Source organism: Luteipulveratus halotolerans (genome assembly GCF_001247745.1).
GTDB lineage: Bacteria > Actinomycetota > Actinomycetes > Actinomycetales > Dermatophilaceae > Luteipulveratus > Luteipulveratus halotolerans.
This window is the reverse complement of sequence record NZ_LAIR01000002.1, coordinates 3,803,657-3,816,957: the sequence shown is the minus strand read 5'-3', so window position 1 is coordinate 3,816,957 and position 13,301 is coordinate 3,803,657. Positions and strand designations below refer to the sequence as shown.

The 13,301-nt window shown below is 61.1% G+C and carries 13 protein-coding genes and 2 pseudogenes; 6 read left to right on the top strand and 9 right to left on the bottom strand.

The genetic code is table 11. From position 1 onward, the window contains the following. Nucleotides 1-629: 629 nt before the first annotated feature. Nucleotides 630-1,832, top strand: a pseudogene (locus VV01_RS23520) (IS3 family transposase). A 47-nt stretch (nt 1,833-1,879) separates the two neighbouring features. Here VV01_RS23520 and VV01_RS23515 read toward each other — a convergent pair. Continuing rightward, on the bottom strand, nt 1,880-2,344 hold the full coding sequence (locus tag VV01_RS23515; RefSeq protein WP_231635281.1) for a hypothetical protein: 465 nt from the start codon (nt 2,342-2,344) through the stop codon (nt 1,880-1,882). 374 nt (nt 2,345-2,718) lie between these two features. Between VV01_RS23515 and VV01_RS23510 the strand changes: the two genes are divergently transcribed. Both VV01_RS23510 and VV01_RS24030 read left to right on the top strand, forming a co-directional pair. Further along, nucleotides 2,719-2,961 (top strand): antitoxin VbhA family protein, encoded by a 243-nt coding sequence (locus VV01_RS23510; RefSeq protein ID WP_157508949.1) that lies wholly within the window; start codon nt 2,719-2,721, stop codon nt 2,959-2,961. Nucleotides 2,962-3,027: 66 nt separating this feature from the next. Beyond that, nucleotides 3,028-3,861 (top strand): hypothetical protein, encoded by an 834-nt coding sequence (locus tag VV01_RS24030; protein ID WP_050671298.1) that lies wholly within the window; start codon nt 3,028-3,030, stop codon nt 3,859-3,861. Nucleotides 3,862-3,917: 56 nt separating this feature from the next. Here the strand turns inward: VV01_RS24030 and VV01_RS19180 are convergent, their stop codons facing one another. Next, on the bottom strand, nt 3,918-4,304 hold the full coding sequence (locus VV01_RS19180) for a hypothetical protein (protein ID WP_157508947.1): 387 nt from the start codon (nt 4,302-4,304) through the stop codon (nt 3,918-3,920). Between the two features lie 146 nt (nt 4,305-4,450). Beyond that, nucleotides 4,451-4,708 (bottom strand): hypothetical protein, encoded by a 258-nt coding sequence (locus VV01_RS19175; protein WP_071606453.1) that lies wholly within the window; start codon nt 4,706-4,708, stop codon nt 4,451-4,453. Between the two features lie 91 nt (nt 4,709-4,799). Here VV01_RS19175 and VV01_RS19170 point away from each other — a divergent pair, with 91 nt between their 5' ends. The 3 genes and pseudogenes from VV01_RS19170 to VV01_RS19160 all read left to right on the top strand — a co-directional run bounded on the left by VV01_RS19170 (nt 4,800) and on the right by VV01_RS19160 (nt 6,667). After that, a complete protein-coding gene (locus VV01_RS19170) occupies nt 4,800-5,084 on the top strand; it encodes a hypothetical protein (protein WP_050671295.1) in 285 nt (94 codons plus the stop codon). Nucleotides 5,085-5,205: 121 nt separating this feature from the next. After that, nucleotides 5,206-5,622 (top strand): hypothetical protein, encoded by a 417-nt coding sequence (locus tag VV01_RS19165; RefSeq protein ID WP_050671294.1) that lies wholly within the window; start codon nt 5,206-5,208, stop codon nt 5,620-5,622. A 113-nt stretch (nt 5,623-5,735) separates the two neighbouring features. Next, nucleotides 5,736-6,667, top strand: a pseudogene (locus VV01_RS19160) (zeta toxin family protein). A 23-nt stretch (nt 6,668-6,690) separates the two neighbouring features. On the opposite strand, the gene VV01_RS19155 reads toward VV01_RS19160, so the two are convergent. From VV01_RS19155 to VV01_RS22500, 6 genes are all read right to left on the bottom strand, one after another. Beyond that, on the bottom strand, nt 6,691-7,650 hold the full coding sequence (locus VV01_RS19155; protein WP_050671292.1) for a hypothetical protein: 960 nt from the start codon (nt 7,648-7,650) through the stop codon (nt 6,691-6,693). Between the two features lie 382 nt (nt 7,651-8,032). Next, nucleotides 8,033-9,013, bottom strand: coding sequence for an ATP-grasp domain-containing protein (locus VV01_RS22515; protein WP_197275109.1), 981 nt, complete (start codon nt 9,011-9,013; stop codon nt 8,033-8,035). Nucleotides 9,014-9,279: 266 nt separating this feature from the next. Beyond that, nucleotides 9,280-9,606 carry a Rieske 2Fe-2S domain-containing protein gene (locus VV01_RS24970; protein ID WP_082221104.1) on the bottom strand — a complete coding sequence of 109 codons (327 nt, stop codon included), beginning with the start codon at nt 9,604-9,606 and terminating at the stop codon, nt 9,280-9,282. Further along, nucleotides 9,597-10,964: an iron-containing redox enzyme family protein gene (locus VV01_RS19150; RefSeq protein WP_050671291.1), complete on the bottom strand. Its 1,368-nt coding sequence runs from the start codon at nt 10,962-10,964 to the stop codon at nt 9,597-9,599. The genes VV01_RS24970 and VV01_RS19150 overlap by 10 nt, the downstream gene beginning before the upstream one ends. Beyond that, nucleotides 10,961-11,899 carry a 50S ribosomal protein L11 methyltransferase gene (locus VV01_RS23505; protein ID WP_157508945.1) on the bottom strand — a complete coding sequence of 313 codons (939 nt, stop codon included), beginning with the start codon at nt 11,897-11,899 and terminating at the stop codon, nt 10,961-10,963. The genes VV01_RS19150 and VV01_RS23505 overlap by 4 nt, the downstream gene beginning before the upstream one ends. Next, nucleotides 11,859-13,175, bottom strand: coding sequence for an MFS transporter (locus VV01_RS22500; protein ID WP_071606448.1), 1,317 nt, complete (start codon nt 13,173-13,175; stop codon nt 11,859-11,861). The genes VV01_RS23505 and VV01_RS22500 overlap by 41 nt, the downstream gene beginning before the upstream one ends. Nucleotides 13,176-13,301 lie beyond the last annotated feature (126 nt).

Here is a 13,301-nt window from a genome sequence, read left to right as displayed (position 1 = left end):
AGGATGGCCGAAGTCGTTCGCCCCCTTCGTCGCGACCTTCCCGCTGACGACGTGGCCACGCTACGCCGGTCAAGTTCCCAACCCAAGGACTCCGGTGAGTTTTTACTGTCTCTTGACTGAGATGACGGGTCCAGTTAACAAGCCACGCAGCACACTGTTTACGCTTGAATAGTTCGAACGATCGGCTACAGCGAACACTGCGTTATGTGTGTCCGTTCGCGAACGTCGCTCGCATCCACGCAAGCGAACTTGCTCGACACACGCGACGCGACCACACGGACGGCGGCGGCAGCTGTGCGCAGATGCTGGGCCAGTGGACTACATCCGGCGAGGATCTGCGTCTGGGCATAATCAAGGCCGCTCCCCGGGGGAGCGGCCCGTGGGACGCTCCATTAGCTACCGCCTGAGGTCGGCGCTCACGGTCGCAGCCCTGGGACTCGCCCATCGCGTGACTACGCACGCAGGGTCAGGATGTCCGCGGATGCATCGAGCACTCCGACTGAGGTAGCCAGTCCCGCCTTGTGCAAGTACGTGAACGCTCTGAAACCGCAGACGCGGTGGGGACTGCTGCACGAACAGGTGACATCTGATCTGGCTTGCCCGTGAGGGTGGCCTGGAAGGATGTTGCTGTGCCTAAGCCCTACCCCCGAGAGTTTCGTGATGATGTCGTGCGCGTCGCCCGAGGTCGTGAGCCGGGTGTGACGCTGGAGCAGGTCGCCAAGGACTTCGGTGTCCACCCGATGACGTTGAACAAGTGGTTGCGCCAGGCCGCGATCGATGATGGCGACAAGCCGGGCACGACCACGGCTGAGTCTGCTGACCTGCGGGAGGCCAATCGGCGGATACGGCTGCTTGAGCAGGAGAACGAGGTGCTGCGCCGGGCGGCGGCTTACCTGTCTCAGGCGCATCTGCCGGGAAAAGGCTCTACCCGCTCGTGAGTGAGCTGGCCGCTGACGGGATTCCCGTGACGGTCACGTGCCGGGTCCTGAAGCTCCACCGTCAGAAGTATTACGCCTGGCTGGCCAGTCCGGTCACCGGTCGTGAGCTGCAGGCGGCCTACCGGGCCAACGCGTTGTTCGATGCCCACCGTGATGATCCGGAGTTCGGGTACCGGTACTTGCTTGTGGAGGCCGCCGGCGCGGGTGAGGTGATGACGCCGCGCACGGCGTGGCGGATCTGTTCGGCGAACGCGTGGTGGTCGGTCTTCGGCAAGAAGCGCGGCAGCCACGGCAAGAAGCCCGGGCCACCGGTGCACGATGACCTGCTCGCTGGTCAGGACGAGCACGGTGTGATCCGGCACTCCTTCACCGCCGCCGCGCCGAACCAGGTGTGGCTGACCGACATCACCGAGCACCGCACTGGTGAGGGGAAGCTGTACCTGTGCGCGATCAAGGACGCCTGCTCCGGGCGGATCGTGGGCTACTCCATCAGCGACCGGATGAGGTCAGCCCTCGCGGTCGCAGCCCTGGACTCGGCCGTCGCGCGGCGACGCGCGCAGGGGCAGGACGTCACCGGGTGCATCGTGCACTCCGACCGCGGTAGCCAGTTCCGCTCACGCAAGTTCGTGCACGCCTTGAACCAGCACGCTGACCGGGTCGATGGGCCGGGTCGGCGCTGCCGGTGACAACGCCGCGATGGAGTCCTTCTTCGCGCTGCTGCAGAAGAACGTCCTGGACCGCCGCACCTGGGACACCCGCGAAGACCTGCGGATCGCGATCATCACCTGGACCGAACGCACCTACCACCGACGTCGACGCCAAGACCGCCTCGGCCAGTTGACCCCCATCGAGTACGAGACCATCATGACCACGCCAGCCGATCAGGCGGCATGACTACCAACTGTCACCTGTTCGTGCAGCAGTCCCGTTCGAGGTTGGTCCTAGGGGCGCAAGAGGAGTAGAACAACAACGAGGGCCAGCAGCAGTCCGACCGTCTGAGCTGCAGTGGCCCAGAGCCATCCGACACGCAGCTTCTCGTTTGCGTGCTCCTGTTTGGTGATCGCGTTGATGATGGCTTCGCACTGAGAACGGCGGATCTGCTCGTTCGGTGCGTCCCAGAAATCAAGCCACTTGTTGAGCTCCTGGGCGGCCATTGCAGCGACGCCGCCGTTGACCGCGACCTGGTACAGCGAGATTGCCAACGCAGCGACGAGGAGCAACGCAGCGATCGCGAGCAACCACCAGCCGTCCAGTGAGAGTGATGTTCTTCCTGCTGCCGTAGCTGCCGCGCCGAGCACGACTAGCGGAACGGTTGCAGAGGTTTGAAAGCGACCAAGGCGGGTGAGATGTCGTTCAAACCTAGCGAGTTCTATCGCGTGCTGGGCTACGAGGAACTCCGTGATCACGATGCCGTTCTCGGCCGCACTGACCTCAGGGTCCACCGGAGGTCGGCGACGGCGCCCGAGTACCCCGATCACTTAGAGCGGTGGTCCTTGTTCTGACGCTGTGACGTCCGCTCACCCTTCTTGAGGGTTGTCTCCGTCGGAGGGCCAGGCCGGCGGACAGGTTCGTTGCGTCGTTCTTCCTTCGGCTTGTCAGTCATCATGGCCTCGCTGTCCGGGTTTCATGGAGCCGTCCTGGCGGCTGAGCTTCAGCGTCATCCCAGTGGGAGGCCCCGCGGGCTCGACGACCATCTTGGCCGTCGTGGGCTCGTCACTCTTGTTCGCCGACTCTGCGTTGCTCATATGGTCATCTTGCCCCTGAACGCAGACCAAAGCACGTGGGAGAGCGCCATGCCAGAGAAGATCACCGCGCGGCCGAGCGGGCACGACGCCGCCGCGAGGTCGATTCGGTGCGGCACAGCACGGAGATGGACGGCGGATCTCGCACCCAGGAAGCGCACGACGACCAGGAGGCCTACGTGCGTGGTGAGCTGACGTTGGTGGACCTGGCAGAGCGCGCAGACCGCGACTATGGCCGCTGCGGCGGCACCGTCAACGTCTGGCTCAATGCCGAGACGTGAGCCGACCATCGGCGGGGTCCTAACGGACAGGAGTTGAGTCGGTGCGGCGCGCTCTATCGTTCGTGCATGAGTGAGTGGCGCCCGGGGGAGCGGAAGCGACAGCATGCGTTGGAGGGGCCGTTCGACGGGGTGCCGAAGCACCTAGTCCTGCCGCTGTATAGCTGGTGCGAAGGGAGGCTCGCGGGGAAAGACGACCTTCTCGAGGAGTTGTACGTGTACCTCCGGATCCCGGGGTACGGCTACACACGCTCAGATCTCCGTAAGTTCCTGGGCGCGGCAGCTACGGAGCCCTGTCACCTCCTGCTCGACATTCTCGAGTTCTTGATCGAGCATTCGAGCCGCTGGAGCTCTCCGGTCGCGCCTCAGAGCGTGGAAGATCTAGACGAGCTGCTGGCACGGGGGAACTCGCTCTTTCGGGTAGCGGACGACCGAAGCGGGCTCCAGATGCGCGTCTTGCCGGCCGTCAAGGACGAGGTCCAGAAGGTCGTCGACTCAGCAACGGACACGTCCGCAGGTGAACACCTCGCCGCCGCGTGGGGAGCGGCGTACGCGCGAACCCCGGACCCCGTGAAGTCCTACAGCGAGAGCATCAAGGCTGTGGAGGCCGCCATGGCGCAGCACATCTCGCCGCAGAACAACAAGCAGACACTCGGAACCATGATCAGGAACGTCTCCGACAAGCCGACGAAGTGGACCTGCGTGTTGCCGTCGAGCGATTCGTCGAGCGGCGTTCAGCTGGTGCTCGCCCTGATGACGACGTTGTGGAAGGGCCAGACGTCGCGGCACGGCGGCATCGACCCGACGGATCACGAGACCCCTGATGAAGCGCGCGCGGCGGTACACCTGGCCGCCACCCTTGTGCAGCTCGCAACGAGCGGGGCGTTCCGGCCATCCGGTTGACATAATCGAAATTATCGGCGTATCTCATACGCAGTTAGTCGCGTGCCTGCGGCCTTCTACGTCACTCCCAGGTCGGCCCGGATGGCTCGTTGGAATCGGGTCATGGCGGCGTCGTACGCGCGCCAACCAGGCGTCGCCTTGGGGCCGGTCTGACTTACGGCAGACCCAAGCGCGGAGACTGCGTCGGAGGCAGCTTTCCGTGCCTCGTCTGATCCGTAGAGATCCACCATGGCCTGCTTGCGGGTGATCTCGTCGATGGTCGGCGTTGCCCCTTGGGCCCTCAGCGGCTCGTACCGCAGCGCAAATTCGAACCGCTTCGTCGTGTCCATGAAGTCGACGTAGGCGCGCTCGGCTCCCTGGCGGTTTGCCTGGTCAGTGTCATGGGCGTAGCCGGACAGCGCGATCACGACAGAGGCCGCCGCGACGACGAGGGCGCCGAGCACAGCCGAACCCGCGCTGATCAGAGCGAGTCGAAATGGCGAGGTCATCGCGCCAGGCCGCCCGCACTCGGCACCTTCTGTGTCCGGCGAGGCCGACCCTCGAGTGCCGCTCTCTTCGTCTGGGCTCATCGCGGGCTCGCTGGACGTTGTCAGGACTGCGGTCGACGCCCCGGGGTGTACTCGCGCATCTTGTCCGGCTGTGACATCGCCCGCTCGAGCGCGTCGACGACCTCGGGCGCGGCCAGGAAGCGTGCCTGCGCTTCGGTCATCACCGTGGCCGGCTCGAGCACGATCGTGCCGTCCTCGTGGGTGTAGGCCAGGAACCGCTGCGTGTCACCAGCCACCTTCTTCAAGCTCACTCGACCGCGCGGGTCCAACTCCAGCAGTGTTGGTTCGGTTCCACTCATAGGCCAAACTATAGACCCAGTAACCCAAATTGGGCAATATCGTTAGTGCCCAACTGCCCTAATGGGGCAAAGGTCTGTTATGATAGGTGCTGTGAGCGTGAACCTGAGCATCGCGGATGAGGCGTACGACGTCCTGGACGGACTGTGGTCAGTGGACCCGCAGACCTGGGACAAGGTCGACTCGGCGCTGGAGACGCTGGCAGCAGACCCGACGTCGCAGGTGGTGCGCCGGCACCGGATCACCACCGAGCAGCACGGCGCGGTCTACGTCTTCGTCGTACCGGGCACCGACTACTCGGTGTTCTGGCGCCCCGAGGTGATCGACGACGCGATCTCGGTCTACTTGATCGCGAAGTGGAGCCCCACAGCCAAGTAGTCCCTTGAGGCACCTGGACCTGTTCGCAGGGTGTCGGTGCCGAGCAGATGTTCGCCGAGGTCATCAACGGTCGCCACAGCATCGGAGGCCGCCGACCCACCAGCATGAGCGGAAGTGAGTCATGACGACGAAGGTGAGTTACGGCGAGGCAGGGCGGCTCGACCGGGTGCTGGGCTGGGCCCGCGGTGTGGTGGGTAAGGCCCTGCGGGTCGTGCGTGGGCGGCAGACTCGGCGCGTGAGCGATGACAGCGATTCCGCGGCCGAGCTTGAGCGTCGACGTACGTCACTGCAGCAGGTGGGTGACACGGTGCTGTACGACCTGATGCGCGAGTCGTGCACTCAGCTTGGCGGCACGTACGTGCACTTGAGCAGGCTCGAGGAGCGGGCCGGCGGTGACGGGACCCGATGGGATCAGGCTGCGATGCTGCTGGACGATGACGCCGAAGCGATCGGCGCGCGAGACCGTGACGCGCAGGTCGAGGCGATCCTGCACTGGGACGCTGAGCGTCAGCGCCTGGCCGCCGTGCACGGCCTGTGAGCCCGGAAGACCCCTACCGGTCCGAGCTCAGCGGCCAGGAGCTGCAGCACGAGTGGTCGAGATACGTCCGACCCCGTGCGCTGCGGAAGGCGGCACCGAGTGAGGAACCGGTGATGGTGCTGCTCGGTGGGCAGCCCGGTGCGGGCAAGTCGCAGGCCACGAAGGTGATCCGTGAGGATGCCCGTTTCCACTCCGATCAGCAGCTGACCGCGATCGAGGGTGACTGGTTCCGCCAGTTCCACCCCGACTACCCCGCGGTGATGAAGCACGACCGCTTGCGGATGCCGAGGTCACCGCGCAGGCCGCTGGCCGCTGGACCGGCATGGCCGTCGATGAGGCCCTGGCCATGCGTGCGTCGATCATCGTTGAGGGCACCTGGCGCAACGCGAGTGTCCCGATGAACGGCATCGCGAACGCTGCACAGCATGGGCACCATGTGCACGCGGTCGTGCTCGCGGTTCCACCAGAACAGTCGCGGCTGGGCACGGCCGATCGGTACTACGAAGCGGTCAAGAGTGGCGATGCGGCCCGGTGGACTCCGTCGTCAGCACACGACCAAGCGGTGGCGAGCCTGCCCAGCACCGTGCGTGCTGTCGCCGGCGACGAGCGAGTCTCCCGGTTCACGGTCATGAACCGTGCCGGGGAAGTCCTGTTCGACCAGGACGGCTGGACGCCAGACCGTGCTGACGCCGCGGTGTCGGCGTTCCAGCGCGGGACGGCGCGCAGCTGGACGTCAGCGGAGGCGAACGAATGGCTGCGCCGGTACGAGCAGCTGCGCGGGATGCACGAGCAGCACACCCCGAACCACCCGGACGCTCGAGCGACGTGGACGCAGCTCGGCACCCATGACCATGGCGTCGTCACCCGCCACCTAGACGAGGCGCAGCACCGCGAGCAGATGCAACGCATCCGGCAGGCAGCCTCGCCCGGGTCGATGAGGGAGCGCATCGCCCGCGCTCAGCGCGAGGGCCCCTACGTCGCGCCGCCGACGACGGCGTACGACCCGCGGCGACAGCAGGGCCGCGATCGCGGTCGAGGGCGTTAGCGTCGCGCCGCATCATCGACCGCTCAAGGCTGGCTACCACGAGCTTTCCGCTCTCGCAGATCTGACTCGGCCGCGAGGGTCAAGCGTGTGAAGGCGTTCTGCAATGAAACGGCGGCGCCCTCAGGGTCGGGCACGCGGAGAAGGACACCTACTAGGTCCTCTCCGCGTGCAAGCTGCTTGAGCATGTCACGCTCGGAGTCCGTCAAGGTGGCGAACGTGACGAGTGATCGCCGGGCTGCATCCACCACAGGGTCTCCTGTGTTTCGTATGGGATGGCCGACCTCATCAGCGCGAGCAACGGCCTCCGCCGCCGAGTCGTTGACTTGAATCGCGATGGCGGTCACGTCGTCCGATGTGTGCTGACTCGGCGTGCCATGAGCGAGGCGCGCGCGAGCTCGATCCTGTCGTTGACGCCGTTCGCGCTGAACGTGAGTCGTGCGGTCATCGAGGAGGGCGCCCACCGCCTGCTTGATGGTGTGGATCTCATCTGTCAGCAGTGCTAGCCGTGCGTCCTCTGGGCTACCGGTCGCGGTCAGCTCTGCTGACTTCAGCTCGACGCCGAAGCGTGACCACAGGGCGTTTCCCGTGAGCTCGGTGCTTTGGATGTGGAGGACCAGGTCGTCCAGTTCGGTGCGGAGGACCCAGGGGTTCAGATCTGGGTCGTACCACCAGGTGTTGATGGCTGATGTGTCGAAGGGCAGCTTCGTCCCCTTCTCGGCGAGGATCACGAGAGGTTTGTGGATGCTCGTGCGGACCCCCGCCTCGAACAACACGTTCGGGTTCAGTGTTGAGAAGTCGGCCAGCACAAGATCGGACTGGTCGAGGTGGCGGATGATGTCGGCGTGGATGAGGCCGGCCCCCTTGGAGGTGGGTGGGATCACGTCGTAGCCGGCCTTCTCAAGCGCCGGGCGAATCAGATGGTCGTGAACGTGCTGCCAGTGCTCGTCCTTGTCGCGGTAGGTGTCGCGGTGCTCCTCACGCATTGAGACCGGTCGCGCGACGAAGCACGTGGGCGTGCTCAATTCGTTTCCAGACCGGCGTCGGCTGACGGTGTGGCCGGCCCCGTCGGCGTGCCCGTTCGACGGCTCTTGGACTTGGCGCCGGCGGGCCTTCCTCCCCGACGGCTAGCAGGCTGACTGAATCCGAGCTGCTTGAGTTCGGCCGGTGTCCATCCGGCACGTGTGGCGTCGGTCGCAGGAGCGCCTTCCCCGGGATCTGATACAGAGCCGACCTGGTCCCCCGCGCACGCCCAAGCGGCCGCCGGGCGCGCCGAGAGCGCGCCCACCCGTGGCTGGTGGACGCGCTCTCACGACCTGTTCAACGGGTTGCCCTTTGCCGCGGCTCAGAGGGGAGTTCGGCCCCTTGCTAGAGCGCTACTTGAGTCGACCGAAACTCTTGACGAACCTTCTCCTCGTACTCGTCCAGGAGCGCCAAATCGTTCGCCACGATGAAAACAAATCCGATATCGAAGGTGTCGAACAAACTTCTTGGCGGCGCGGAAATATCACCTTTAGATACCGCAATCTTAAAGTCTTCGACGAAGGACAATCCTTGAAGACGATCGGCAGGGTCTTCCTCGAACCGGACATCTTCGTCGACCGCAAGAAATATTACTCGACCGGGCAATGTACGGGGTGGCAACTTCTTCGGGTCGACCCGATCTCCCGATGCTACGGAAATTTCAAGAGAAACTTGAGATACGCCATCGGTCAATCTCTCGGTAAAATTAGGATGGCCGCCACCGTGGGGCCTCAATCCAACTTCGACCATCAACCAATCTTGACCCGTATCAAAAACCTCGAAATGGAAGCATCCAACTTTCACACCCAGAGCATCGAGACATTTGCCAACATACTTGATTAATTGGTCATATCGCGGAACATCGCCCGAACTCAACCACGTCAACGAGCGATACGCAGGAGCCCCAAATACGAATTCCTTAACATACCTACCGATGGAAGCGATCGCAGGACCGTCTGGGCTCATTGCCCCATCGATCACGTATTCCGTGCCCGCTACAACGTGTTGCACCACCACGCGATCTGTAACAGAACCCATTGCATTCGTCTGGCTGAGAATTCTGCTCACATGAGCGCGCAACTCAGCCTTGGAAGAAACCAGCGATACCCCGTCAGAACCAGCACTGTTGGTCGGCTTGACGATGCAAGGCATATCAAGGTCGAGCAAATCAACCTCTGACACGTTCTGAATCATCCACGACTTGATGTGCGGCAAGCCTTGCTGACGCAGTCGTTCTTGCGCCAGGAACTTGTCAATTCGAGCTTGGCCTGCGACGTACGAGTTCCGCGGATTAATCCCCAACACCGACCGCACCTCGTCAGCCACGCGAACACCATTCTCGCCCGCGCATGAAACATACGACAGAGATGAATCGCACAGAAAATCTATATCCTCCGGGGCCCACCCCTCAGGATCTCTCGGAACGGTGCGATATCGAGCACCTGGGTAGCTCGACTCGAGCGCTGAAGCCTGTTCGCGGAATGACTCGGGAACTGGCTCAGTGACAGCGATCGAAACATCGCCTCCTGACTGATAAAATCTCGCCAGCAGAATCTCCCCGCTGCTGGTCGGGTCAACCATCAATACGCGGGTCATGCCGACTTATCCTCTTCCTCGAGGACGGACACCCGTCGCGTGTTTCCTAGGTCATCACCGACAAGATATATAGTCGTCCCTGACCGCGCGTACACAAACGGCATTCTGCGCGATGCTGGGCGAGGAAGCCTTGTCAGCGTCCGATGCCACGGGCATTCCACGGTCTCATCCTGAAGGCATCCTAGGCGCAGCGGCCCGCCACGATGGCGGCAGACCCCTTCATGTATTACCAAACGGCCCGTCCGATCACTACGCACGACGAACTCAACACCGTTGCTCGTCGTAAACGAGTTGTGTCCGACAGGCAACACAGTTACTGCCATTTCGCCGCGTCACCGATAGTGTAAATCTGGTACTTACATGAATCGGACAAAATGTCCGCGCCGTGCTGTCGTCTATTTCTGATTACCACGCCATCCCCAGGACCAAGGATCAGCTTGGATTCGAATCCCGAGAAGAAATACATCTCGCCCTCAATGATGTGACAGAGCTCGTCCTGATTATGGCAGTGTGAGTTCGAGAGCTCGTTGAAGTGTTCGTCAAGGTCTGCAACCGGAACACCACCGTCAGCCATGACCGCAGGCGCAATCTTCTTGTGCAGATCGAACAGATCTTGCTGAGAATCCATCCAGTCGATCTGGATAGCGAACTGAGTATCAAAGTCCACCATGATGTGTTCGTAGGCGAGAATTCCCCAGATCATATCTGGAATAATTTCTTCACCGAACTTATCGATCAAGGCGAGGCACACGTCGTTCTTCGCCATTCGTCCGTGATGATCGTCGATGTGGCAATGCTCGGAGAAATATTCGACGTCGCAACCAGGAAGAATTTCCGTCAACAATGATTGGGCGTGTTCGCAGAATTCGACCAAAGTCGTCTCGGTCATGACCAGGGCGCCGGCATACTTGAAGAAATTTCGATGTTCGGAGCCCAGATAGTGGAAGAAATTGTTTGCCGCGAGGGCTGTTGCCAGATAGTACTGCCAGTAGTAGTGAGCTTCGGAATTGAGATCGACGCTCTCGAGGGTGCGTTCGTAAAGGGTCGAATGCTTCTTTTCGTGCACGCCATAACCGTACTCGTCGATCAGGATCTTGAACCATTCAGATTGGATTGATCCGTAATTTCCCAGGATGTTCTTCATCATGGGCGATGATTCGGAAAGAAAATCTGGGGCAAACTGGATCAACCACATCCGGGCTGCCCGTTGCGGGTCCGAGCTGGATCGAATAGTTGAGGCCCAACTTGGTTCCTGAGACGTCTTTCCTGTCTTGGAATTCAGGAACTCGATGAAGGAGTCGCGATCCCAGTGTTTCGATACGTCAATCTCGGCATCCAGGTATCCGAACACATAGTTTTCCAAGTCACTGCGGAACTGTCCTGCGAAGCTTCGTAGCTCTTCGTCGTAGAAGGCGTCGAAATCGTTCTTCCATCCTTCGTAAGGTGTTTGTGGCAGGAAAACGAGATCCTGTTCGTAGACGGTGGTCAGGACCCGCTGGGCCGCAAGCGCCTCGTAGTTCATGAAGTCGTTGCGCGCAAGCGGAGAGCCTAGATCGACGGGTCCAAGGGCCTGGGGCCGCAGCGAACGGTGGTACGGCCTGCCGGTGATCTCCCACGTGTCAGAGTCGGTGAAGAGCTCGTTCTCGGCGAACTTCCGGAGCGCATCGTTTGAATTGGTCATGCCGATGTCCTCATTCCCTGGTTGGTGCTCGACAACGTGCTTGCGCTGTCCTGCGATGCGTTTGCTAGTGGCCGAAGTCCAGTCGCGGCGAACTTCGTCTGGTCGTGAATTTCGAGCGACAGGATGAACTGTTGGTCAGCAGTAACCTGGACGGGCCTGGGAAGTGGGATAAAGGCCTGCATCCAATGCGAGAGAGTGCCGGGAGAATTCGACACCACTTCTCCAGCGCCGAGATCGAGTTCGAACCAAGCCACCACGCCATCGACGAGGGCGGTCTTCGTTGCGGTCACGGGGATCTTGTACGCCCCGTCACCGGGCGGCTCCTTCAAGAGATCGAGCGTGAACAGCTCCGCAGGCTGGCTACAGAACTCGTGCTGCCAGGTCTCGAGCCGAACTGGAAAGTGCCCTCGGGTTTGCAGACGGTTCAGCTCTGAAACATCGATACCTGATGCGGACGAGACCTCGTTGAGGCGTCGGATTTCAGGTGACGAGAGGAGGCAGCCAAGCAACGTTCCTCGCGCAGGGATGGCTTTGTATTTGCTCTCGAGAAGGTATTTTCGGGCATGACGTAGCGTGGGCAGGATACCCTCGCCGATGAGCGCACAGTCGAACGTCTCCGTGAGCAGGAAATTCTTGCGTTCGTTGGCGCGGAGGTTGATGTTTGTGGAATGCGTGCGATGTAGACTGATGTGCTCTTCTACGTCAGCGTTCGAAATCACACGCTGAGCAATTTGCGCCATTGCCTCATTGGCTTCGAATGCGTCTACGGTCGCTGCTCCGTTATCTCGAGCAATCAGACTCAACAGGCCTGTCCCTGCGCCGATATCGACAACTTTGTGTTCGCCGGACACTTGTTTCGAAATAGCTCGTGCGAACGACTCGTTCCGGCTCACATCATTGAGCATCGAGAAATGCCACTTCGGGATCTCGTTCATACGGTGTTGCCCCCTTCGTTCTGTGGATTGCAAGGTTCTTTCGGTAGAGGATGGGGAGGGTTCCCCAAATTCCGAATGACATTACGACCAACGCAACACCAGGGCTGGTAGCGAAAGTAACGATGGCAGCGAGTAGCCCGCCCAATGACATGCCGCCCCAGATGAAGAATCGGTGGACAGACGTCACTCGGGACATGAAGTTCTTGGGAGTAGCAATTTGCCTCACCGAGAGCGCGGTCGGAGCAAATATTCCGTCCCCGAGGCCGTGAAGTAGAAAGGCTGCCCCACAGACCCATGGGATTGCCGAAGTATTGCCCACTGCGACAGCGCCGAACGAGGCCGCAGCTGCGCCGATGGTGGCGAAGAGAGCACCGATCTGAAGTGTCCTGCGCGCCCCTGACCTCTTAGCTGATGACCGACCGATGATGCTGCCGAGTCCGTATCCAGCTGCGATCATCGATATTATTATCCCAACGGCTGAGACGCTGGCTTTCCCTGAATCCACAAGGTAGAGCGATACCGTAGTCTTGATGGCAGTTACGAAGATTATGTAATACGCTCCGCAGAGAATAATGGGATTTAGCCACCGATGAGTACGGACGAAATCTAAGCCTTCGCGTATAAGCGTTCCGGTTTTCTCAGTGGCTGTCTTCGGGGTGCTTGGCTTCTCATGTTTTGGGCGCCGAATGACGATAAACGAGAGGGCGGCGAGAAGCGACAACATCGTGACTGCAGCGACACTGCCAGATGGCGACAGCCATGCAATGAGTGCTCCCGCTGACGCGGGACCGATAACACGTGTTATGGAGTCGGAAAGCGCGAGTTTCGAATTTGCGCTGTAAAGATTGTCTCGGACTGCAAAGAGGTCCGGGAGAATGCTTTGAAAGGAAATTTGGAAGAATACGGCGATAATTCCGGATATCAGTACGAATCCCACGAAGAGGCTTGGGGAATCGCTCCACAGGTGCAGCCCGATGAACAGCAAAACTAGAAGCAGCGTTTGTCCGATAGCTGCGATGTTTACTGACCTGGTGTGGGATTTGCCCTCGAGCCATACCCCGGCGTTGAGTCCGAATATCAAATACGGGACGAAATATAGAAATGTTACGAATTGCCCCGTGGTGACTGACGCACCAGTCTGGGTGACGAGTAGAAGCGGGATTGCGAACGAGATGAACTGTTCGACGTATAGCGTGGCGGTGCTGCCCAGCCACAATTTGTAGAAGGAGCTCCAATCTTCACTGCGTGTGTCTGTGCGGAGCCGTTCGGTCGTCATAATCCCCTTGGCCGTGTCACCCCGGTTCGGAGCTGGCCGTTGTCATGAACTGATGGAGGCGGTGGTCGGACTGTGAAGTGTCCTCGCGGCCCGGGCAAAAAGTCGCCCCGATCGTTGATTAGTACT